Origin of the sequence: Noviherbaspirillum phoenicis (assembly GCF_047237965.1) — a bacterium.
Classification (GTDB): domain Bacteria; phylum Pseudomonadota; class Gammaproteobacteria; order Burkholderiales; family Burkholderiaceae_D; genus Noviherbaspirillum_A.
Window position 1 is genome coordinate 3349206 of sequence record NZ_JBDFLX010000001.1, and the last position, 22326, is coordinate 3371531.

The 22326-nt window shown below is 65.1% G+C and carries 25 protein-coding genes; 22 read left to right on the forward strand and 3 right to left on the reverse strand.

Annotated features, from left to right (window positions below):
• Positions 1–811: 811 nt before the first annotated feature.
• Entirely contained in the window at positions 812–994 is a 183-nt protein-coding gene (locus ABC383_RS15090; RefSeq protein WP_413014910.1) for a hypothetical protein, read from the reverse strand.
• Between ABC383_RS15090 and ABC383_RS15095 the strand changes: the two genes are divergently transcribed.
• Both ABC383_RS15095 and ABC383_RS15100 read left to right on the forward strand, forming a co-directional pair.
• A complete protein-coding gene (locus tag ABC383_RS15095; RefSeq protein ID WP_413014911.1) occupies positions 989–1777 on the forward strand; it encodes an SDR family oxidoreductase in 789 nt (262 codons plus the stop codon). The genes ABC383_RS15090 and ABC383_RS15095 overlap by 6 nt on opposite strands.
• A complete protein-coding gene (locus tag ABC383_RS15100) occupies positions 1774–2565 on the forward strand; it encodes a helical backbone metal receptor (protein ID WP_413014912.1) in 792 nt (263 codons plus the stop codon). Before ABC383_RS15095 ends, ABC383_RS15100 begins: the two co-directional genes overlap by 4 nt.
• A 78-nt stretch (positions 2566–2643) precedes the next feature.
• On the opposite strand, the gene ABC383_RS15105 is transcribed toward ABC383_RS15100, so the two are convergent.
• The gene (locus ABC383_RS15105; protein ID WP_194715457.1) at positions 2644–3048 is read right to left on the reverse strand and encodes a hypothetical protein; all 405 of its coding nucleotides are present in this window, start codon (positions 3046–3048) and stop codon (positions 2644–2646) included.
• Positions 3049–3284: 236 nt separating this feature from the next.
• Entirely contained in the window at positions 3285–4349 is a 1065-nt protein-coding gene (locus ABC383_RS15110; protein WP_413014913.1) for an MBL fold metallo-hydrolase, read from the reverse strand.
• Positions 4350–4484: 135 nt separating this feature from the next.
• Here ABC383_RS15110 and ABC383_RS15115 point away from each other — a divergent pair, with 135 nt between their 5' ends.
• From ABC383_RS15115 to ABC383_RS15210, 20 genes are all read left to right on the forward strand, one after another.
• Positions 4485–4937, forward strand: a complete 453-nt coding sequence (locus ABC383_RS15115) for a MerR family transcriptional regulator (protein WP_413014914.1) — start codon at positions 4485–4487, stop codon at positions 4935–4937.
• Positions 4938–5027: 90 nt separating this feature from the next.
• Positions 5028–6212: an isovaleryl-CoA dehydrogenase gene (locus ABC383_RS15120; protein WP_413014915.1), complete on the forward strand. Its 1185-nt coding sequence runs from the start codon at positions 5028–5030 to the stop codon at positions 6210–6212.
• A 60-nt stretch (positions 6213–6272) separates the two neighbouring features.
• A complete protein-coding gene (gene aceK / locus ABC383_RS15125) occupies positions 6273–8078 on the forward strand; it encodes a bifunctional isocitrate dehydrogenase kinase/phosphatase (RefSeq protein ID WP_413014916.1) in 1806 nt (601 codons plus the stop codon).
• 13 nt (positions 8079–8091) lie between these two features.
• Complete coding sequence (locus ABC383_RS15130) at positions 8092–9273, forward strand: acetyl-CoA C-acetyltransferase (RefSeq protein ID WP_413014917.1); 1182 nt, start codon at positions 8092–8094, stop codon at positions 9271–9273.
• 3 nt (positions 9274–9276) lie between these two features.
• The gene (locus tag ABC383_RS15135) at positions 9277–9948 is read left to right on the forward strand and encodes an SDR family oxidoreductase (protein ID WP_413014918.1); all 672 of its coding nucleotides are present in this window, start codon (positions 9277–9279) and stop codon (positions 9946–9948) included.
• A 60-nt stretch (positions 9949–10008) separates the two neighbouring features.
• Positions 10009–10203: a hypothetical protein gene (locus ABC383_RS15140; protein ID WP_413014919.1), complete on the forward strand. Its 195-nt coding sequence runs from the start codon at positions 10009–10011 to the stop codon at positions 10201–10203.
• 786 nt (positions 10204–10989) lie between these two features.
• Positions 10990–12120 carry an acyl-CoA dehydrogenase family protein gene (locus ABC383_RS15145; protein WP_413014920.1) on the forward strand — a complete coding sequence of 377 codons (1131 nt, stop codon included), beginning with the start codon at positions 10990–10992 and terminating at the stop codon, positions 12118–12120.
• A gap of 32 nt (positions 12121–12152) precedes the next feature.
• The gene (locus ABC383_RS15150; RefSeq protein ID WP_413014921.1) at positions 12153–12770 is read left to right on the forward strand and encodes a 2-hydroxychromene-2-carboxylate isomerase; all 618 of its coding nucleotides are present in this window, start codon (positions 12153–12155) and stop codon (positions 12768–12770) included.
• Positions 12771–12774: 4 nt separating this feature from the next.
• Positions 12775–13185: a rhodanese-like domain-containing protein gene (locus ABC383_RS15155; protein ID WP_413014922.1), complete on the forward strand. Its 411-nt coding sequence runs from the start codon at positions 12775–12777 to the stop codon at positions 13183–13185.
• Positions 13182–13580 (forward strand): YchJ family protein, encoded by a 399-nt coding sequence (locus tag ABC383_RS15160; RefSeq protein ID WP_413014923.1) that lies wholly within the window; start codon positions 13182–13184, stop codon positions 13578–13580. Before ABC383_RS15155 ends, ABC383_RS15160 begins: the two co-directional genes overlap by 4 nt.
• Positions 13577–14917: an adenosylmethionine--8-amino-7-oxononanoate transaminase gene (locus ABC383_RS15165; protein ID WP_413014924.1), complete on the forward strand. Its 1341-nt coding sequence runs from the start codon at positions 13577–13579 to the stop codon at positions 14915–14917. The genes ABC383_RS15160 and ABC383_RS15165 overlap by 4 nt, the downstream gene beginning before the upstream one ends.
• Positions 14914–16107, forward strand: coding sequence for an 8-amino-7-oxononanoate synthase (gene bioF, locus ABC383_RS15170; protein WP_413014925.1), 1194 nt, complete (start codon positions 14914–14916; stop codon positions 16105–16107). The genes ABC383_RS15165 and bioF overlap by 4 nt, the downstream gene beginning before the upstream one ends.
• A complete protein-coding gene (bioD, locus tag ABC383_RS15175; protein ID WP_413014926.1) occupies positions 16097–16819 on the forward strand; it encodes a dethiobiotin synthase in 723 nt (240 codons plus the stop codon). Before bioF ends, bioD begins: the two co-directional genes overlap by 11 nt.
• Positions 16820–16833: 14 nt before the next feature.
• A complete protein-coding gene (gene bioB / locus ABC383_RS15180; protein ID WP_413014927.1) occupies positions 16834–17862 on the forward strand; it encodes a biotin synthase BioB in 1029 nt (342 codons plus the stop codon).
• A 49-nt stretch (positions 17863–17911) separates the two neighbouring features.
• Positions 17912–18841 (forward strand): 2-hydroxyacid dehydrogenase, encoded by a 930-nt coding sequence (locus ABC383_RS15185; RefSeq protein WP_413014928.1) that lies wholly within the window; start codon positions 17912–17914, stop codon positions 18839–18841.
• A 1-nt stretch (position 18842) separates the two neighbouring features.
• Positions 18843–19760: a hydroxymethylglutaryl-CoA lyase gene (locus ABC383_RS15190; protein WP_413014929.1), complete on the forward strand. Its 918-nt coding sequence runs from the start codon at positions 18843–18845 to the stop codon at positions 19758–19760.
• Entirely contained in the window at positions 19757–19969 is a 213-nt protein-coding gene (locus ABC383_RS15195) for a DUF1289 domain-containing protein (RefSeq protein WP_413014930.1), read from the forward strand. Before ABC383_RS15190 ends, ABC383_RS15195 begins: the two co-directional genes overlap by 4 nt.
• Before the next feature lie 8 nt (positions 19970–19977).
• Positions 19978–20427 (forward strand): hypothetical protein, encoded by a 450-nt coding sequence (locus ABC383_RS15200; RefSeq protein WP_413014931.1) that lies wholly within the window; start codon positions 19978–19980, stop codon positions 20425–20427.
• Complete coding sequence (locus ABC383_RS15205) at positions 20424–21329, forward strand: MBL fold metallo-hydrolase (RefSeq protein ID WP_413014932.1); 906 nt, start codon at positions 20424–20426, stop codon at positions 21327–21329. Before ABC383_RS15200 ends, ABC383_RS15205 begins: the two co-directional genes overlap by 4 nt.
• A gap of 206 nt (positions 21330–21535) precedes the next feature.
• Complete coding sequence (locus ABC383_RS15210; RefSeq protein ID WP_413014933.1) at positions 21536–22132, forward strand: porin family protein; 597 nt, start codon at positions 21536–21538, stop codon at positions 22130–22132.
• Positions 22133–22326 lie beyond the last annotated feature (194 nt).

A 22326-nucleotide genomic window follows, 5' to 3' on the forward strand; every position in this document is an offset into this window, starting at 1 on the left:
AACAGGCCCGCCGGTCGCGAGATGGCGGGCTTTTTTAATGAAGCTGAGGGAGTGGGGGGGCGGGATCGTCGGGCGTCGAAGGGGTATTGCATCAGGCTGCGGGGCAGGATGGAGGTGGATGCAGCAATATGCCGTTGCTTTTGACGTACGCGCAGCGACAGTTGCCGTTGTCTTTGAAGTGGCAGTTGCAGTTGCAGTTGCAGTGAAATCCCGTTGAGCGCGCCGTGTCAGCGGTGCCCGGAGCGGGAAAAGGTGCGGCGTCTGTCTGAGCCAAGCGCAGCTTGGCGAGTTTAGCCGCGCCCCGCTCCGGGTACCGCTGGCACGGGCACCCCGCGTTAGCGGGGCGCGATCACCGGGTCGCCTTTTTTTGGTTACTTTTTTTGGCGAAGCAAAAAAAGTGACCCGGCCGCCGGGACGGACTCCCGGCTTGTCTCCACGGTAGTGCAATCGCATTGCGTCACCCGGCAACGCACGGGCAGCACTGTCGGTGTTGTTTTTGACGTGTTCGTTGAACATGGCTTAACGTCAAAAGCTAACTGCTGCTTCGCAGTGACGTCTTTACGGCGGGTGAAGCAACACGACCTCACTATCGTCATGACCAAGCCGGGAGTTCGCCCCGGCAGGCGACCTACTTCTTTTGCTTCGCCAAAAGAAGTAGGCAAGAAAAGGCGACCCGGTGATCGCGCCCCGCTGCGCGGGGTCCCCGTGCCGTCGATGCATGGAGCGGGGCGCGGCTAAACTCGCCAAGCTGCGCTTGACTCAGACAGACGCCGCACCTTTTCCCGCTCCACGCACCGACGTCACGGCGCGCTCAACGGGACTTAAAAGCAACTGCAACGGCAACGGCAACGGCAACTTCAAAAGCAACTGCAACTGCAACTGCAACTGCAACTGCAACTGCAACTGCAACTGCAACTGCAACGGCCCCCACCACCGCCACTTCACGCATCCCCAAAAAACCTTTCAACCAAACGATCAGAGGAACAGCATGCAAAGAGTATTCATCACCGGCGCCTCCAGCGGGCTGGGCATGGCGCTGGCGCGGGAATACGCCGCGCGCGGTGCCGTGCTGGGCCTGGTTGCGCGCAGGGCGGACATGCTGCAGGAACTGGCAGCCGCGCTGCCCGGCGGGCCGCATCGGGTGTATGCGCTGGATGTGACCGAGCATGCCGCTCTGGCAGCGGCTGCCGATGACTTCCTGCAGGCCGTTGGCGGCGTCGACATCGTCATTGCCAATGCCGGCGTCTCGGCCGGCACGCTGACCGAGCTGGCCGAAGACCTGCCCGTATTCGAGCGCATCGTGGCCATCAACCTGACCGCGATGGTCGCCACGTTCACGCCCTTCATCCACTCCATGCAGCGCCAGGCGCAGGCGGGCGAACAGGGCTGCCGGCTGGTGGGGGTGGCCAGCGTGGCCGGCATGCGCGGGCTGCCGGGCGCCGCCGCCTACAGCGCTTCCAAGGCCGCGGTCATCAGCTATTGCGAGTCGCTGCGGCTGGAGATGCGGCGCCATGGCATCCGGGTCGTCACGATCGCGCCTGGCTATATCGATACGCCCATGACCCGCTCCAATGCCTATCCCATGCCCTTTCTGATGCCGGCCGACCGCTTCGCAGCCCGGGCCGCGGAGGCGATCGCCGCCGGCGTCAGCTATCGCGTGATTCCCTGGCAGATGGGCGTGGTGGCCAGGCTGCTGCGGCTGCTGCCCAACTGGCTGTACGATCTGGCATTTTCCCGCGCGCCGCGCAAGGCGCGCCAGAAACAGGAGCACACATGAACCTGATAGACGCCATCGGCGCACGCCATGACCCGGTGGCCCCGGGCGCTGCGCCGCGCATCGTGTCGCTGGTGCCATCGGTGACCGAGCTGTTATGCGATCTCGGCCTGGCCGGATGGCTGGTCGGGCGTACCGGCTTCTGCATCCATCCGGGCGACGCCGTCGGCGCGATACCCAAGGTGGGCGGCACCAAGGACGTTAACGTCGAAAAGATACGCCGGCTGGCGCCGACACACCTGGTGGTCAACATCGATGAAAACGAAAAGCCCACCGTGGACGCATTGGCGGCATGCATTCCGCATGTGATCGTCACCCATCCGCTGGGGCCGCGCGACAACCTTGCCTTGTACCGTCTGCTGGGCGGGATTTTCAATGCGAGGGAGGCAGCCGAGCGCCTGTGCGCCGAGTTCGAGAGGGAATATGCCGCGCTGCTGGCATGCCCGGCGGAGCCGGTGCGCCAGGTGCTGTACTGCATCTGGCAGGACCCATGGATGACGGTGTCGCGCGACACCTATATCGCCCGCATGCTGGAGCTGGCCGGTATGCGGCAGTGGCAGGCGCCCGGCAATGACCGGCGTTATCCGGCGTTTGCCTGGTCGGACGCGCTGGTGGACGGCATCGATGAAATACTGCTGTCGTCCGAGCCCTATCGGTTTACCGAGGCGCATGTGGACGCGATCGAGCGCCAGACTGGCAAGCCGGCGAGGCTGGTGGATGGCGAGATGATGTCCTGGTATGGCAGCCGGGCGATTGCGGGATTGCGCTATTTGCGCAGCCTGAAGGACTGAAAACCCGGTCGACAGTGTGATGCAGGGCCGGCAGGCGGTGCGGCCAGACGGCCTTCTCCGCCGTCCGGCCTGCGGAAACTACTTTTGCCGGTTGATCCTGACCAGCATGCGGATCATTTCGCGGGCAATCACCTGGTAATGCTCGTCAAGACGCTGCAGGTCGGCGATGAGCTTGACGTCGGCCGAGTCGAAACGCGATGCCGGGTCGCCGCCGGCCATGGTCTGCGCGTCGTCGCCGCCGCCAAAGCGCAGCCACTCGGCGGGCACGCCCAGCCACTGCGCCAGCGTGCGCAGCTTTTCCTGCGTCGGAATGGCTTCACCAACCAGCCACTTGCGCGCGGCATGCACGGTGATAGGCCTTCCGGCGAATCGGATGTTGAATTCCCGCGCAAGCTGCGTCGGGCTGTCGGGTGAGTAATCCGCGTTCCTCAGGGCCATTTGCAGCCGGCCGCTGAAGTCTTCTCGTTCGATGGATGCTTTCATTAGGGCAAACTATTCCATGTTGGGGCGTGACAGTCAGTCTCTTCGGGGCGATTACTTCATGTCAGTGTGGTCGTGTGACCGTTACCGAAAAAAAAGTCGACGCCGAATGGAAAGGGGGATGTCGGGTTGCATACCCTTTTTACTATAGGTAGATGCGGCCCGGCTGCACAACGGTAACGCTGGGTTGTTTGCGCGAAGTCGTGTTTCCCGTCGGCAGCAAGCGCAAGTCAGCCGTTTCAGGCACGCAGGAAACGCACGATGCCGTCGTCATCCAGCCGGCGGCGCAGGGCGCCGTCGAACCACAGCTTGTGCAGGTGCGCCAGCGCTTCGCCCATGGCGAAGCTGATCTGGTGCGCATCCAGCGGGCGCGGAAACATGATGGGCACGATGTCGCTGGCCGACTGCGGCGCGCTGCAGGCTTCCATGACCTCATCGAGCCGGGCTGCATGGTGGTCGCGCAGCTGGCCGATGCGCACGTGCAGGCCGCGAAACGGCTTGCCGTGCGAGGGCAGCACCAGGGTGTCGTCCGGCAGGTCGGCATAGGCCGACAGCGAGTCGAGGTATTGCTGCACCGGATTGGATTCCGGCTCCACGGCGAATACCGAGACGTTGGTGGAAATGCGCGGCAGCACCATGTCGCCGGCGATCAGGATGTTGCGCTTGGCGCTGTAGAGCGCGATATGCTCCGGCGAATGGCCAAAGCCGGCAATGGCGCGCCACTCGTCGCCGCCGATCTGCAGCAGCTGGCCGTCATGCAGCCGGCGATAGCTCTGCGGCACCGACGGCACCAGCCGGGCATAGTAGGCGCGGCGCGCGCCGAGCTGCTCCAGCAGCCCAGGGTCGGTCAGGCCGTGGCGCGCAAAGTGCGGCACCATGGCCGTGCCTTCCACGCCCGGCAGCGAGGCCGCCATCATGCGGGCGAAGCCGAATTCGCCGGTGCTCATCCACAACGGCGCGTTCCAGCGCTGGCACAGCCAGTCGGCCAGGCCGACATGGTCCGGATGGCAATGGGTGACCAGCACCCGGATGATGGGCAGGCCGCGCAGTTCGGTGGCGAAGATGCGTTCCCACGCCTCGCGGGTGGCGTCGCTGGAAATGCCGCAATCGATCACGGTCCAGCCGCGCACCGGGCCGGTTTCCGTCTCGATCTCGTCTTCCAGCAGCCACAGGTTGATGTGGTTCAGCGCAAAGGGCAGGCCCATGCGCAGCCAGCGCAGGCCGGGTGCGATCTCCAGGGTGGAACCGGTGTCGGGCAGGGTTTCGCCCAGCGGATAATCAAGTTGCGCTTCGAGAGGATTCATGGCGTCGGAAGGAAGGGGCGGGCGGAAGCTGCAGGATTCACATTTGCGGCACGCCCGCCTACAATGGGCGATTAGTTGACGTTTACGTAAACGCACATTCTAGGACACCAGCCCGTTTTCTGCAGAGAACACTTCATGCCCACCTATACCATCACCGAACTTGCCCGGGAATTCGACATCACGCCGCGCGCCATCCGGTTCTATGAGGATCAGGGCTTGCTCACGCCGAAACGGGAGGGCGCTGGCGGCCGCACCCGGGTCTACAGCGCGCGCGAGCGCACCCGGCTGAAGCTGACGCTGCGCGGCAAGCGCCTGGGCCTGACGCTCTCTGAAATCAAGAGCCTGGTCGACATGTACGAGTCGCCCAAGGATTCGGCGGCCCAGTTGAACCGCTTCCTGCTGGTGCTGGCGCGGCACCGGGAAATGCTGGAACAGCAGCGCGAGGACCTGGAAGTCACGCTGGCCGAAATCGCTGCCCACGAGGAACAGTGCCGCAGCATGCTGGCTGGCGAGAAACCCGCCGGCGAAGACAAGCCAGCGAAAAAGAGCGCCGCCAAACGCAGTACCCGGCAAACCGAAAATGCCTGACTGGCGCGGCGATCTGGCTTGACGTTTACGTAAACGTCAACGCGGCGTATCATCCCGACCAACCTTCATTCCCCCTTCAGCGAGGCAGCAATGATCAATCTCCCGGGTTTAACCTTTGACCATGGCGAAGACATCGCCGCGCTGCGCGAGACGGTGCAGCAGTTCGCGCAGGACCAGATCGCGCCGCGCGCCGCCGAGATCGACCGCACCGACCAGTTTCCGATGGACCTGTGGAAAAAGATGGGCGAGCTGGGCCTCCTGGGCATCACGGTGGACGAGGAGTACGGCGGCAGCGCCATGGGCTACCTGGCCCACATCGTGGCCATGGAGGAAATCTCACGCGCCTCGGCCTCGGTCGGCCTGTCCTACGGCGCCCACTCCAACCTGTGCGTGAACCAGATCCGCCGCAACGGCAGCGACGAGCAGAAGGCGAAATACCTGCCCAAACTGATCTCCGGCGAACACGTCGGCGCGCTGGCCATGTCGGAGCCCAATGCCGGCTCGGACGTGGTGTCGATGAAGCTGCGCGCCGACTTCCGTGGCGACCGCTGGGTGCTCAACGGCAGCAAGATGTGGATCACCAACGGCCCGGATGCGGACGTGCTGGTGGTGTATGCCAAGAACGATATCGAGGCCGGCCCGCGCGGCATGACGGCCTTTTTGATCGAGAAGAACTTCAAGGGTTTCTCGGTGGCGCAGAAGCTCGACAAGCTGGGCATGCGCGGCTCGCACACCGGCGAGCTGGTGTTCCAGGACTGCGAGGTGCCGGCGGAAAACGTGCTGGGCGGGCTGGGACGCGGCGTGAACGTGCTGATGTCGGGGCTGGACTACGAGCGCACGGTGCTGTCGGGCGGGCCGCTGGGCATCATGTCGGCCTGCATGGACGCGGTGGTGCCGTATGTGCACGACAGGAAGCAGTTCGGCCAGCCGATCGGCGAATTCCAGCTGATGCAGGGCAAGCTGGCCGACATGTATTCGACGATGATGGCCTGCCGCGCCTATGTGTACGCGGTGGGCCAGGCCTGCGACCGGGCGAAGACGCCGGACGCGGTGCGGGCGTTGAGGAAGGACGCGGCGGGCGCGATTTTGTACTCGGCGGAGAAGGCGACCTGGATGGCGGGCGAGGCGATCCAGGCGCTGGGCGGCAACGGCTACATCAACGAGTACCCGGTGGGCCGGCTGTGGCGCGACGCCAAGCTCTACGAGATCGGCGCCGGCACCAGCGAGATCCGCCGCATGCTGATCGGCCGCGAACTGTTTGCCGAGACCCGGTAAGCGGCGGTGCAGCAAAGTTCGATACACTCCGGGGATATTTTCTTTCAGCAGGCGCGGGCCATGAAGAACACGTTCCCGAAACTCCTGTCGTCGCAGATTGCGTTCGACATCGCGCGCACGGTGCTCGATGGCTTCGACAAGCACTACCGGCTGTTCCGCAAGACCAGCATGGCGGGCAAGCAGCTTTTCGAGCAGGCCGACTGGCTGGCGCTGCAGCAGGGCGCGCGCGACCGCATCGCCTTCTATGACAGGCGGGTGCAGGAATGCGTGCAGGCGCTGGAGGACGAATACGACCCGGAAGACCTGACCGACAGCGTCTGGCGCGAGGTCAAGCTGCACTACATCGGCCTGCTCACCAACCACAAGCAGCCGGAACTGGCCGAAACCTTTTTCACCTCGGTCTGCTGCCACATCCTGCACCGCAGCTACTTTCACAACGACTTCATCTTCGTGCGGCCGGCGGTGTCGACCGACTACATCGAGCCGGACGAGGCCACGCCGGTCTACCGCGTCTACTACCCCGGCACCGATGGCCTGCGCTACACATTAAAGCGCATCATCACCAACTTCCAGTTGGCCTGCCCGTTCGCCGACCTCGACCGCGATGTCGGCCTGATCGAAGCGCGGCTGCAGGACCTGTTCGGCGCCGCGCCGGCCGAGGCCAATCTGCAGATCCAGGTGCTGGCCGGCCTGTTCTACCGCAACAAGGCTGCCTATGCAGTAGGCAAGGTCATCAATGGCAACCGCGAAGATCCTTTCGTGCTACCCATCCTGCACGGCCCTGATGGACTGTATGTCGATACCGTGCTGTACGACCGCTCGCAGGTGATGGTGATGTTCTCCTTTACCCGCGCCTACTTCCTGGTCGACATGGAAGTGCCGTCGGCCTATGTGCATTTCCTGCGCACCCTGATGCCCAGCAAGCCGCGCAGCGAGATCTACACGGTGCTGGGCCTGCAGAAGCAGGGCAAGGCGCTGTTCTACCGCGACTTCCTGCATCACCTGCGCTATTCATCGGACCGCATTGACATCGCGCCCGGCATACGCGGCCTGGTGATGGTGGTGTTCGCGCTGCCGTCCTTTCCCTATGTGTTCAAGGTGATCAAGGACTTTATACCGGCGCCCAAGGACACCACGCGCGCGCTGGTCAAGGAAAAGTACCAGCTGGTGAAGAACCATGACCGCGTAGGCCGCATGGCCGACACGCTGGAATATTCCAACGTCGCCTTCCCGCGCTCGCGCATCACCGACGAGCTGCTGGCTGACCTGAAGAAGGTGGCGCCCTCGGTGGTCGAGGAAGAGGGCAGCCAGGTCATCATCCGCCACCTGTACATCGAGCGTCGCATGACGCCGCTGAACATCTGGCTGTCCAATGCCGACAAGGCCGGCAACGACGAGGCCATCGAGCATGGCGTGGTGGAGTACGGCAATGCGATCAAGGAACTGGTGGCGGCCAACATCTTCCCCGGCGACATGCTGTACAAGAACTTCGGCGTCACCCGCCATGGCCGCGTGGTGTTCTACGACTATGACGAGATCGAGTACATCACCGACTGCAACTTCCGCCGGATTCCGGCGCCGCGCAACGAGGAAGACGAAATGTCGGACGAGCCCTGGTATCCCGTGGCGAAGAACGACGTGTTCCCGGAACAGTTCGGCACCTTCTTGTTGGGCCATCCCAAGGTACGCAACTATTTTCTGAAGCATCATGCAGACCTGTTCAGTCCCGAGTACTGGCAGGCGCGCAAGGAGCGCATTCTTTCCGGCTACATGGAAGATGTGTTCCCGTATCCGCAGTCCTGCCGTTTTCATCAGCAACAGCAGGCGCAATCCTCATTGACTAACCCGGCGGCGCAAGCCGCCTAATGGAGAGAGAAACATGAACGACCCCATCGTTATCGTCGGCGCAGCGCGCACCCCCATGGGCGCATTCCAGGGCGATTTTTCTTCGCTGTCGGCCAGCGACCTGGGCGCAGTGGCCATCCGCGCCGCGGTCGAGCGCGCCGGCGTGCCGGCCGACCAGGTGCAGGATGTCCTGTTCGGCAACTGCCTGATGGCAGGCCAGGGCCAGGCCCCGGCGCGCCAGGCGGCGATCAAGGCCGGCATCCCGGTATCGGCCGGCGCGGTCACGATGTCCAAGATGTGCGGCTCGGCGATGCAGGCGGTGATCTATGGCCATGATTCCATCGTTGCCGGCACCAACGACGTGGTGGTGGCGGGCGGCATGGAGTCGATGACCAATGCCCCTTACCTGATCCCGAAGGCGCGCGGCGGCTACCGCATCGGCCACGGCATGATGTACGACCACATGATGCTGGACGGCCTCGAAGACGCCTATGAGAAGGGCCGCTCGATGGGCACCTTCGCCGAGGAATGCGTGGCCAAGTATCAGTTCTCGCGCGCCGACCAGGACGCCTTCGCGATCGACTCGGTCAAGCGCGCGCAGGCCGCCACCGCCGACGGTTCCTTCCAGTGGGAGATCGCCCCGGTGACGGTGTCGGGCCGCAATGGCGACACCGTGATCGACAAGGACGAAGGCCCGTTGAAGGCCAAGCTGGACAAGATCGGCGCGCTGAAGCCGGCCTTCAAGAAGGACGGCACCATTACCGCCGCCTCGTCTTCCTCGATCAACGACGGCGCCGCCGCGCTGGTGCTGATGCGTGAATCGACCGCGAAGAAGCTGGGCTGCACGCCGCTGGCGAAAATCGTCGCGCACACCCGTCATTCGCAGGAGCCGAACTGGTTCACCACCGCGCCGGTGGGCGCGATTGCCAAGCTGTATGAAAAGACTGGCTGGAACACCAAGGAAGTCGATCTGTTCGAAGTCAACGAGGCATTTGCCGCGGTGGCAATGGCGGCGATGAACGAGCATGGCATCTCGCACGACAAGATCAACATCCACGGCGGCGCCTGTGCGCTGGGCCATCCTATCGGCGCATCGGGCGCGCGCATCATCGTCACGCTGATTGGCGCGCTGAAGAAGACCGGCGGCAAGCGCGGCGTGGCGGCGCTGTGCATCGGCGGCGGCGAAGCCACCGCGATGGCCATCGAGATGATGTAAGCCATGCCAGCCGCACTGGTGATGGGCGCCTCGCGCGGCATCGGCCGGGAACTGGTACGCCAGTTGCTGGCCGCCAGCTGGCAGGTGCATGCCACCGCGCGCGCGGATGCGGCGCTGTCCGAGCTGCAGGCGGCCGGCGCGATGCCCCTGAAGCTGGACGTGACGCGGCCGGAGTCGCTGGCTGGGCTGGGCTGGCAGCTTGACGACGTCAAGCTGGACCTGGCGATCTACGTCGCCGGCGTCTATGGCCCGCCGCACCAGGGCGCGACTGCGCCGCCGACCCAGGCCGACTTCGATGCCGTGATGCATGCCAATGTGCTGGGGGCGATGCAGGCGTTGCCGCTGGTGGCGCCGATGGTGGAGCAGGCGGGTGGACGGTTCGTGGTCATCAGCAGCGAGATGGGCAGCATAGGCGGGACCGAAAGCAGCCATGGCTGGATCTATCGCGCGTCCAAGGCTGCGCTGAACATGGCGGTGAAGAGTGCCTCCTTCGATTATCCGAAGGCGACCTTGCTGGCGATGTCGCCGGGGTGGGTGAGGACGGACATGGGGGGCGAGGATGCGTCGCTGTCGGTGGAGGACAGCGTGGCGGGGATGCTGAAGGTGATTTTGGCGCGGCGGCGCGAAGAGAGCGGTAGCTTCTGGAATCATGCCGGGAGGCAGGTGGCGTGGTGACGGGAGGGGCTCTGCCGGGCGGGGCTTTGTAGCGTGCAATGTCCTTTCGGGGTGGAGCCTATGAGCTGCGACACCTTAGCGAAGTTGCAGTTGCAGTTGCTTTTGACGTACGCGCAGCGACAGTTGCAGTTGCAGTTGCAGTTGCAGTTGCAGTTGCTTTTGAAGTTGCTTTTGAAGTTGCCGTTGCTTTTAAATCCCGTTGAGCGCGCCGTGACGTCGGTGCGTGGAGCGGGAAAAGGTGCGGCGTCTGTCTGAGCCAAGCGCAGCTTGGCGAGTTTAGCCGCGCCCCGCTCCATGCATCGACGGCACGGGAACCCTCGCGCAGCGAGGGCGCGATCACCGGGTCGCCTTTTCTTGCCTACTTCTTTTGGCGAAGCAAAAGAAGTAGGTCGCCCGCCGGGGCGAACTCCCGGCCTGGTCATGACGATAGTGCAGTCGCGTTGCTTCACCCGCCGTAAAGACGTCACTGCAAAGCAGCAGTTGCTTTTGAAGTTGATGTTTGAAGTTTGAAGTTTCAATACGAACATCAACATCAACATCAACATCAACATCGACAGTGCTGCCCAGGCGTTGCCAGGTGACGCAAGGCGGCTGCACTGCCGTGGAGACAAGCCGGGAGTCCGTCCCGGCAGCCGGGTCACTTTTTTTGCTTCGCCAAAAAAAGTAACCAAAAAAAGGCGACCCGGTGATCGCGCCCCGCTAACGCGGGGTTCCCGTGTCAGCGGTACCCGGAGCGGGGCGCGGCTAAACTCGCCAAGCTGCGCTTGGCTCAGACAGACGCCGCACCTTTTCCCGCTCCGGGCACCGCTGACACGGCGCGCTCAACGGGACTTCACTGCAACGGCAACTGCAACTGCAACTGCAACTGCAACTGCAACTGTCGCTGCGCGTACGTCAAAAGCAACGGCAACTGTCGCTGCGCGTACGTCAAAAGCAACGGCAACTGTCGCTGCGCGTACGTCAAAAGCAACGGCAACTGTCGCTGCGCGTAACTGCATCAATGATGTCGCCATCGCGACCAACCAGAAAGGAGACCTTCTCATGGTCCTATCAGAACAGCACCAGATGATCCGCGATGCCCTCCGTACCTTCTCCCGCGAGCGGCTCGCCCCGAACGCCGCCCGGTGGGACCGCGAGCATCATTTCCCAAAGGAGGAACTGAAGGAACTCGCCGCCCTCGGCGCCTTCGGGGTCGCGGTGCCCGAGGAGCTGGGCGGTGCGGGACTGGACTATGTCGCGCTGGCGCTGGTGCTGGAAGAAATCGCCGCCGGCGACGGCGGAACCTCGACCGTGATTTCAGTGAATAACTGCCCGGTGTGCAGCATCGCGATGATGTATGCCAACCCCGCCCAGCAGCAGCAGTGGCTGCGCCCGCTGGCACAGGGCGAGATGCTGGGCGCGTTCTGCCTGACCGAGCCGCATGCCGGCAGCGATGCCTCGTCGCTGAAGACGACAGCCGTGCGCGACGGCGACCATTACGTGCTCAACGGCGTCAAGCAATTCATCACCAGCGGCAAGCATGCCGATGTCGCCATCGTGATGGCCGTGACCGATAGGGAGGCGGGCAAGAAGGGCATCAGCGCCTTCTGGGTGCCCACCGCCACCCCCGGTTATATCGTGGCGCGGCTGGAAGAGAAGATGGGCCAGCATTCCTCGGACACCGCGCAGATCATCTTCGAGAACTGCCGGGTGCCGGCGCGGAACCTGATCGGCGAGGAAGGCATGGGCTATCGCATCGCGCTGTCGGGACTGGAAGGCGGCCGCATCGGTATTGCCTCCCAGGCGGTCGGCATGGCACGCGCGGCGTTCGAGGCGGCGCTGGCATATGCGAAGGAGCGCACCAGCTTCGGCCAGACGCTGTTCGAGCACCAGGCCGTGCAGTTCCGGCTGGCCGACATGGCCACGCAGATCGAGGCGGCGCGGCAGATGATCCTGCATGCGGCCAGCATGAAGGACGCCGGGCTGCCCTGCCTGAAGGAAGCGGCGATGGCCAAGCTGTTTGCCACCGAGATGGCCGAGCGGGTCTGCTCGGATGCGATCCAGGTGCATGGCGGCTATGGCTACGTCAGCGACTTTCCGGTCGAGCGCATCTACCGCGATGTGCGCGTCTGCCAGATCTACGAGGGAACCAGCGACATCCAGAAAATACTGATTGCCCGCGCGCTGGGCTAAAAAGCGCGAACCAAAACGACAAGGAGACTCCCATGGCCGGACCGATCGACTTCTACTTCGACTTTTCCTCGCCCTATGCCTATTTCGCCGCCAGCCGCATCGAGCAGCTGGCGGTCGACAATGGCCGGCTGGTGCAATGGCATCCGGTGCTGCTCGGCGTGGTGTTTCGCACCGTCGGCACCGCGGCGCTGACCAGCTACCCGCTCAAGGGCGAGTATTCCTTCCATGATTTCGAGCGCACTGCGCGCTTTCACGGCATACCGTACAATCGGCCGCCGCGTTTTCCGCTGCCGACCCAGGTCGCCGCCCGCGCCATGCTGTGGACCGCCGAGCACGTCGGCGAGGCGCGCGCCATCGAACTGGCGCAGGCGCTGTTTCGCGCCATGTTCGTCGATGGCGTGGCGATCGACGAGGAGAAGGAAGTGACCAGGATCGGGGCCGCGCTCGGCCTGGACCCGGATGCGCTGGCGGCGGGGCAGGACAGCGCGCCGGTGCGCGAGCGGCTGCGCGCCGAAACCCAGGATGCGCTGGCGCGCGGCGTGTTCGGCGCGCCCTTCATGATCGTGGATGGGGAATCCTTCTGGGGATTCGATCGTTTCAACCAGCTCGACGCCTTTCTCAAGGGCGTCCTGCAACGCACAGGAGAATAAGGCTATGACACTGACGACAGGCTACAAGACCATGGTGGAGCAGGCCGAATCGCGCATCAAGGCCTATACCGTGCAGGAAGTGCAGCAGAAGCTGGCCGACCCGCGTGTGCAGCTGGTGGACCTGCGCGACGTGCGCGAGCTGGAACGGGAAGGCGTGATACCGGGCGCCTTCCATGCGCCGCGCGGCATGATTGAATTCTGGATCGACCCCGAGTCGCCGTATTTCAAGCCGCTCTTCGGCGAAGACCGCGAGTTCATCTTCTTCTGCGCCGCCGGCTGGCGCAGCGCGCTCACCACCGACACCGTGCAGACCATGGGCCTGAAGCCGGTGGCGCATATCGCCGGCGGCTTCTCCGCCTGGAAGGCGGCCGGCGCGCCGGTCGAGCAGAAGCCGGCAAAGGCCGCCAAGGCATGAAGCAGCGCGGCGCATCCACGGCATGCCCGTGCGGCGGCGGGCAGTATGACAGCTGCTGCGGCCGCTGGCATCGCGGCGCGCCCGCGCCAACGGCGGCCGAACTGATGCGCTCGCGCTACAGCGCCTATGCGATGGGCCTCCATGACTACCTGGCGGCAACCTGGCATCCGCGCACCCGGCGGCCGCTGTCCGAGCTGCAGGAAGATGGCGCGGCCCGCTGGCTGGGGCTGGAACTGCGTGCGGCCGAGGAACGCGGGGACGAGGCGACGGTCGAATTCGTCGCCCGCTACAAGACCGGCGGGCGCGCCCACCGCCTGCATGAAGTCAGCCGCTTTCTGCGCGAACAAGGGCGCTGGTTTTACCTTGACGGCACTTTTCCAGAAAGACAGGCATGACGACAACACCGAACAGCAGCGCCAGCGATGAATGGATGGCGCGCAGCCTCAAAAGCGTGTGGCACCCCTGCACGCAGATGCAGCACCATGAAACCATGCCGCTGGTGGCCCTGTCCCATGGCCGCGGCGCATGGCTGTACGACCACGAGGGGCAGCGCTATCTCGACGCCATCAGTTCCTGGTGGGTCAACCTGTTCGGCCATGCGAATGCCCGCATCAATGCCGCGCTGAAGGACCAGCTCGACCTCCTGGAGCATGCGATGCTGGCCGGCTTCACCCATGAGCCGGTGGTGATGCTGTCCGAGCAGCTGTCGGCCCGCACCGGCGGCGCGCTCGGGCATTGCTTCTATGCGTCCGACGGCGCGTCGGCGGTGGAGATCGCGCTGAAGATGAGCTTTCATTCCTGGCGCAACCAGGGTTACACCGACAAGCTGGAATTCGTCTGCCTGCAGGGCAGCTACCACGGCGAGACCATCGGCGCGCTGTCGGTAACCGACGTGAAGCTGTTCCGCGACGCCTACGGGCCGCTGCTGCGCGGCGTGCATGTGGTGCCGACGCCGGATGCGCGCAATGCGCTGGATGGCGAGACGCCGGTGGACGTGGCCATGCGCGCCGCCGCGGCGCTGGAAACCCTGCTGCAGCAGCGCGCCGGCCGCATTGCCGCCATCATCGTCGAGCCGCTGGTGCAGTGCGCGGCCGGCATGGCCATGCATGACCCGGCCTACCTGCGTGAGGTGCGCAAGCTGTGCGACCGTTACGGCGTGCACCTGATCGCCGACGAGATCGCGGTCGGCTGCGGCCGCACCGGCAGCTTCTTCGCCTGCGAGCAGGCCGGCATCTGGCCCGACTTCCTGTGCCTGTCCAAGGGCATATCCGGCGGCTACCTGCCGCTGTCGCTGGTGATGAGCAGCGATGCGGTCTACCAGTCGTTCTACGACAACGACATTGCACGCGGCTTCCTGCATTCCCATTCCTATACCGGCAATCCGCTGGCCTGCCGGGCCGCGCTGGCGACGCTGGCCATTTTCGACGAGGACGATGTGATCAACCGCAACCGCCAGCGCGCCGCCGAACTGTCGGCCGCGCTGGCGCCGCTGGCGGAGGATGCGCGCATCGCCAACTTCCGCAACCGCGGCATGATCTGGGCCTTCGATGTGAAGGTCGAGCCGAGCGGCTTCGCACGCCGCTTCTTCACCGCCGCGCTGAAGCATGAGCTGCTGCTGCGGCCGATCGGCCGCACGGTCTACCTGATGCCGCCCTACGTGCTGGACGAGGCAGAAACCGCGCTGCTGGCCGAGCGCACGATGGCCGTACTGGACGAGGTGATGCCCGCATGAACGAACTGTTGAACCGCCTGCAGGCCGGCCTGGACGCGCTGGATGCGCAATCGCTGCGCCGCCGCCGGCGCACCGTGCATACCCGCTGCGCGCCCGATACCGACGCCGACGGCCAGCCGCTTTTGGCCTTCTGCAGCAACGACTATCTCGGCCTGGCCTCGCATCCGGCCATCGTCGCCGCCTTGCAGGAAGGCGCAGCGCGCTATGGCGCCGGCAGCGGCGCCTCGCACCTGATCAGCGGCCACAGCCTGGCCCATGCCAAGGTGGAGGACGAGCTGGCGGCATTCATGGCGCCGCACCTGGAAGCGCCGCGCGCGCTGCTGTTTTCCACCGGCTACATGGCCAACCTGGCGGTGCTGTCGGCGCTGGGCGGGAAGGACGCCGAGCTGTTTTCCGAAGAACTCAACCATGCCTCGCTGATCGATGGCGCCAGGCTGTCGCGCTCCCAGGTCAGCGTCTATCCGCATGGCGACCTCGACGCGCTGGAAGGGCTGCTCAGGGCCAGCCGCGCCCAGAACCGCATCGTGGTCACCGACAGCGTCTTCAGCATGGACGGCGACATCGCGCCGCTGCCGCAACTGCTGGCGCTGTGCGAGCGCCATGGCGCCTGGCTGGTGGTGGACGATGCGCATGGCTTCGGCGTGCTGGGCGCGCAGGGCCGCGGCGCGCTGGAGCATTTCAAGCTGCGCTCGCCGCAGCTGGTGTACATGGGCACGCTGGGCAAGGCGGCCGGCGTGTCCGGCGCCTTCGTCGCGGCGCATGACACCGTCATCGAATGGCTGGTGCAGCGGGCCCGTCCCTACATCTACACCACGGCCTCGCCGCCGGCGCTGGCCCATGCGCTGTCGGCCAGCCTGGCGCTGATCGCCGGCGAGGAGGGCGCCATGCGCCGCGCCCGCCTGAACCTGCTGGTGGCGGGCTTTCGCGCCGCGCTGCGGCTCAAGCGCTGGCAACTGATGCCATCCGATACCGCGATCCAGCCGGTCTGCATCGGCGCATCAGGCACGGCGCTGGCCGCCGGCGCGGCATTGCAGCGCGGCGGCTACTGGGTGCCGGCGATCCGTCCGCCAACGGTGCCCCGCAATACCGCCCGGCTGCGCGTGACCTTCTCGGCCGCGCATGCGCCGGAAGACATGCAGCGTTTGGTCAACGCGCTGCGGCTGGCGGAGGAGGAATGCGATGACAACTGACAGCAGGCAACCCGCCTGGTTCGTTGCCGGCACCGATACCGAGATCGGCAAGACCTTAGTCGCCAGCGCGCTGACCCATGCCTGCGCCGCCAGCGGCCTGCGCACCGCCGCGATGAAGCCGGTCGCGGCCGGTGCCGAGTGGCGCGACGGCGAACTGCATAACGACGACGTGGCCCAGCTTGCCGCCGCCGACAGCGCCGGCCTGCCGCGCGCCTGGACCACGCCCTACCTGCTGCGCGAAGCCGCGGCGCCGCATATCGCGGCGGCGCTGGAAGGCGTCTCCTTCGATCCGGCCCATCTGCTGGCCTGCTATCGCCAGGTGGCCGCCGCCGCCGACGCGGTGGTGGTCGAGGGCGTGGGAGGATTCCGGGTGCCGCTCACCGACGGCTTCGACACCGCCGACCTGGCGCAATTGCTGGCATTGCCGGTCGTGCTGGTAGTCGGCATGCGGCTAGGCTGCATCAGCCATGCGCTGCTGACCGCCGAGGCAGTCGCCGCGCGCGGACTGACGCTGGCCGGCTGGGTCGCCAACACGCCGGCTGCGGCCATGCCGCATCTGGACGCCAATATCGAGGCGCTGGCCGCAAGGCTGCCGGCGCCGCTTCTGGGCCGGGTACCGCGGCTGGCGCAGCCCAGCGCCGCCGCCGCTGCCGCCTGCCTGGACTTCACCTGCCTGCCGGGCTGGCCCCGGACAGGCGCTGCCTCACTTTGAAAAAGGACATACCGATGTCGGCTCAACCGATCACCTTCCATGCCTGCCCCAAGCCCATCGCCGCCGACACCTGGCCGGTCGACGCCGTGCTGGCCCTGTTCGACCTGCCGTTCAACGAGCTGATGCTGCGCGCCCAGCAAATCCACCGCGAGCATTTCGATCCGACCGAAGTGGAACTGGCCACGCTGCTGTCGATCAAGACCGGCGGCTGCCCGGAAGACTGCGGCTATTGCCCGCAGGCGGCGCGCTACGACACCGGCGTGACCGCGCAGAAGATCCTGCCGCTGGACACCGTGCTGGAAGCCGCGCGCGCGGCCAGGGCCGAAGGCGCCACCCGCTTCTGCATGGGCGCCGCCTGGCGCGAGCCCAAGGACCGCGATCTCGACCATGTCGAGGAAATGGTGCGCGAGGTCAAGGCGCTGGGCATGGAGACCTGCGTCACGCTGGGCATGCTGGCCGAGCACCAGGCGCAGCGTTTGAAGGACGCCGGCCTGGATTACTACAACCACAATCTCGACACCGCGCCCGAGTTCTATGAAAACATCATCAGCACCCGCGACTACCAGGACCGCCTGGACACGCTGGGCCGGGTGCGCGGCGCCGGCATCAAGGTCTGCAGCGGCGGCATCGTCGGCATGGGCGAGACCCGGCTGCAGCGCGCCGGCCTGATTGCGCAGCTGGCCAACATGGAGCCCTATCCGGAATCGGTGCCGATCAACCACCTGGTGCAGGTGCCGGGCACGCCGCTGTATGGCCAGGATACGCTGGACCCGCTGGAATTCGTGCGCACCATCGCGGTGGCGCGCATCACCATGCCTCGCGCGCGGGTGCGGCTGTCAGCCGGCCGCCGCCAGCTTGGCGACGCAGTGCAGGCGATGTGCTTCATGGCCGGCGCCAATTCCATCTTCTACGGCGACAAGCTGCTGGTGACCGGCAACCCGGAAGTGGAAGAGGACCGCGCGCTGCTGGAGCGGCTGGGCCTGAAGGCCAAACACGCGCATACCGACGCGCGCTGCGAAGTCACGCAAGCTGCGGCACAGTAAGCAGCCGGCACCAACCAACGACAAGAAACATAGGAGACCACGAGGCATCATGAAGATAGTGTTCCATGCAACCGGCGGCAGGCCGGAACCCTGGCTGGCCGACCTGGCCGCCAGCATCCCCGGCGCCGATGTGCGCGCCTGGCAGGAAGGCGACGATGCGCCGGCCGACTATGCGGTGGTGTGGCAGCCGCCGCGCGCCATGCTTTCCGGCCGCACCGACCTGAAGGCCATCTTCAACCTCGGCGCCGGCGTCGACGGCATCATGGCGCTGGGCGATGCGCTGCCGGCCGGCGTGCCGGTGGTGCGGCTGGACGATGCCGGCATGGGCGTGCAGATGGCCGAGTACGTCAGCCATGCGGTGCTGCGCTATTTCCGGCGCTTCGATGAATATGCGATGCAGCAGCAGGCGGGGCAGTGGCGCTTCCTGAAGCCGCATGACAAGCGCAGCTTCACGGTCGGCATCCTCGGCCTGGGCATCCTCGGCAGCCGCATTGCGCAAAGCCTGCGCGATTTCGGCTTTCCCCTGCATGGCTGGAGCCGCAGCCCGAAGGATGTGGCGGGCGTGACCTGCCATGCCGGCGAGGAAGGGCTGGACGCCTTCCTGGCGGCCAGCAAGGTGCTGGTCTGCATCCTGCCGCTGACGGAAGAAACCCGCGGCATCCTGAGCCGCGCCACGCTGGAAAAGCTGCCGCGGGGCGCTTATCTCGTCAACGTGGCCCGCGGCGCGCACCTGGTCGAGGAAGACCTGCTGGCGCTGGTGCAGTCGGGCCACATTGCCGGCGCCACGCTGGACGTGTTCCGCGAGGAGCCGCTGCCGCCGGCGCACCCGTTCTGGCAGGAGCCGCGCATCACCATCACGCCGCATGCGGCCGCCGTGACCCTGCGCGGCGACAGCGTGCGCCAGATCGCCGGCAAGATCGCCCAGCTGCAGCGCGGCGAAGCTATTGCCGGCGTGGTCGATCCACAGAAAGGATACTGAAATGGCACTCCCTGAATTGCCGAAGAAGGTCAAGATCGTCGAGGTCGGTCCGCGCGACGGCCTGCAGAATGAAAAGGAAACCATACCGGCCGAGATCAAGATCGAACTGGTCAACCGGCTGACCGCGGCCGGCTTTCCGAATATCGAGGCGGCATCCTTCGTGTCGCCGAAATGGGTGCCGCAGATGGCGACCTCGACCGAGGTCATGGCCGGCATCAGCCGCAAGCCCGGCGTGGTGTACTCGGCGCTGGCGCCCAACATGAAGGGCTTCGAGGCGGCGCTGGCCGCCGGCGCCGACGAGATCGTGATCTTCGGCGCGGCATCCGAGGCCTTCTCGCAGAAGAACATCAACTGCTCGATCGCGGAATCGATCGAGCGCTTCCGCGACGTCGCCGAAGCGACCAAGGAGCACAAGCTGCGCCTGCGCGCCGCGGTCAGCTGCGCCTTCGGCTGTCCCTACCAGGGCGAGGTGCCGCTGGACGCGGTGGCCGACGTGGTGGCCCGCCTGCGCGACCTGGGCTGCGACGAGATCGACATCGCCGACACCATCGGCGTGGCCACGCCGAAGAAGGTGCACGAGGTAATGCCGCGGGTGATTCGCGAGTTTCCGATCGCGGGCCTGTCCGGCCATTTCCACGATACCTACGGCCAGGCGGTGGCCAATATCTACGCCAGCCTGGAAGTGGGCATCAGCATCTTCCATTCCTCCGTGGCTGGCCTGGGCGGCTGCCCGTATGCCAAGGGCGCCACCGGCAATGTCGCCACCGAGGATGTGCTCTACCTGATGCAGGGGCTGGGCATCGAGACCGGCGTGGACCTGAACGCGGTGGTTGATGCCGGCCAGTTCATCGCCGGTCATCTCGGCAGGCGGGCCGCCAGCCGGGTCGGCAATGCGATCGCCGCGAAGCGTTCGCAATGATCCTGTTCGATCCGGACGCGCCCGGCCCGGCGCCGTCGCCCTGCATCAGCCTCTGCCAGATGGATGAGGGCACCGGCCTGTGCGTCGGCTGCCAGCGCACGATCGAGGAGATCGTCGCGTGGGGCAGCGCGTCGGACGCCGAGCGGCGTGCGGTATGGCGCGAGATTGCGCGCCGGCGCGACGCGATGTTTGATGACGATGCCGCCTAAAGGACACCATGCAGATCGGTTTTTACCAGCCTGAAAAGACAGTCACCGGCCCTGCCTACGGGCCTGGCTTCAAGGTCATGGCCACCGTGCTGTGCGCCGTGCTGGCGGGCTATGGCACCACGGTGGCGCTGCGCTATCCGCTGCTGCAATACGGCATCGGCGTGCAGTTGCTGCTGCTGGGCGCGGCGCTGATGCTGGGCGTGAGCTATTACTGGTTCCTGCGCTCGGTGGTGATCATCGACGAGCGCGGCATCCGCCAGACCTGGATGTTCAACCGCCAGGTCGAATGGCGCGACGTGCGCAGCGCCAAGATGATAGGCATACCCTTCTTCACCTGGCTGTTTCCGCCGCGGCTGGTGGTGCGCACCGGGAACGCCTTCGCCACCTTCAATGGCGGCAGCAAGCCGGTGCTCATCGAATTTGCCAAGATCTCCCTTGCCTACCAGATGAAAAAATGAGCCTGCCCGATTCCATGCATGTGCTGCAGCGCGGCTGGCTGTCGTCCAACAACATCCTGTTCATCGGCCGCGAGCAGACCGCGCTGGTCGACAGCGGCTATGCCACCCATGCGCCGCAGACGCTGCAGCTGGTGGCGCACCTGCTGCAGGGCCGGCCGCTGGACCTGCTGCTCAACACCCATACCCATTCCGACCATGTCGGCGGTAACGCCGCGCTGCAAGACGCTTATGGTTGCCGCACCCTCATTCCGGCTGCGGAAGCGCCGGCGGTGCGCGACTGGAACGAAGATGCGCTGAGCTACCGCGCCACCGGCCAGTATTGCCCGCGCTTTCGCTTCGACGCCACCATGGCGGCCGGCGACACCCTGATGCTGGGTGACATGGCATGGCAGGTGCTGGGCGCGCCGGGACATGATCCGCATTCGCTGATCCTGTACTGCCCGTCCCAGCGCATCCTGATCTCGGCCGATGCGCTGTGGGAAAACGGCTTCGGCGTGATCTTCCCCGAACTGGAAGGCGAGCCGGGCTTCGACGCCACCCGCGCCACGCTGGAACAGATCGCCGCGCTCGACGTGCGCCTGGTCATTCCCGGCCACGGCGCGCCGTTTTCCGACGTTGCCGGCGCGCTGCAGCGGGCGTTCAGGCGCCTGGACTACCTGGCGGCCGATCCGGCGCGCAATGCGCAGAACGGGATCAAGGTGCTGGTCAAGTTCCGGCTGCTGGAGAAGAAGCGCATTCCATTGACGGAGCTGCGGCAGTGGATGCATGACGTGCCCCTGCTGGCAACGTCGAACCGCATGCATCTGTGCATGGAAGAAGCGGCACTGGCCGACTGGACTGCGTCGCAACTGGTCAGGGCCGGGGTCGCCAGGGTCGAACAGGGCATGCTGGTGGACTGCTGAAAGCGGGCCTGCCTTTCCGGGTTTTCGTCCGGCGCAATATAGCGGCAGCCCATTCTCGATCGACGCATGATCAAGGAAAATTGTTGCAATTTTTCACTTAACAAAAAGTTATTTGTTAACACTCTAAGTGCTTTTGCGAAACATTTGTCCATATTCCCTAGAATTGTCGATCCAGCAATATTGCTGGGTATCTTCCAGGGAAAATCATGAAACCAAAATCCATTATCTCGGCGCTGGTTCTTGCGCTTCCGGCGCTCGCCGCCACTTCCGCCCTGGCTGCCGACGCAGCCGCCTGCCCCCCGTTCTACGTCGGCGGCGGCCTGGGCGTTTCCAACTTCAAGACCGATTGCCCCAGCGGCGCCTCCTGTTCCAATCCTGACGTCAATTTCAAGCTGCTGACCGGCTACCAGTTCTCTCCCAACTTCGCGATCGAAGGCAGCTACGCCAATTACGGCAGCATCAAGGCAAACTATGACAACGGCAAGGCAACGGCGCGGCTGCATACCTTCACCCTCGCCGGCCTGGGCATCGTTCCACTGAGCAATGAGGCGCAGGCTTTTGCCAGGGTCGGCATGCATTTTTCCAGGGGCAAAGGCACCTGGGACTATCCGGGCGCCGACTACGACCATTCAGAAAGCTATAGCAAGAATGGGCTGCTGCTGGGCCTTGGCCTGCAATACGACTTCGCCAAGAACATCACGGGCCGCTTCGAATATGAACGGCTGCATTTCGGCGCCAATCCCCTGAGCCTGGACAAAACCAACCTGAACGTCTTCAGCCTGAGCCTGCTGTACAAGTTCTGACCCTGCTGTTCAGCCCGGACCGAAGTACACGGTTCGGGTTGCAATGATTGCCACCCCTGCCATTGCGCCACAAGCGCTTTTCCTGTCTTCCTGCCCGCATCAAGCCAGCCTTCCTCAGCGTCCCGAAAACAACGCACGACCGTACTTTTTGTGCCCTATAATCTGCTGCGCCGGTCAGCGATCGGCTGATCCGC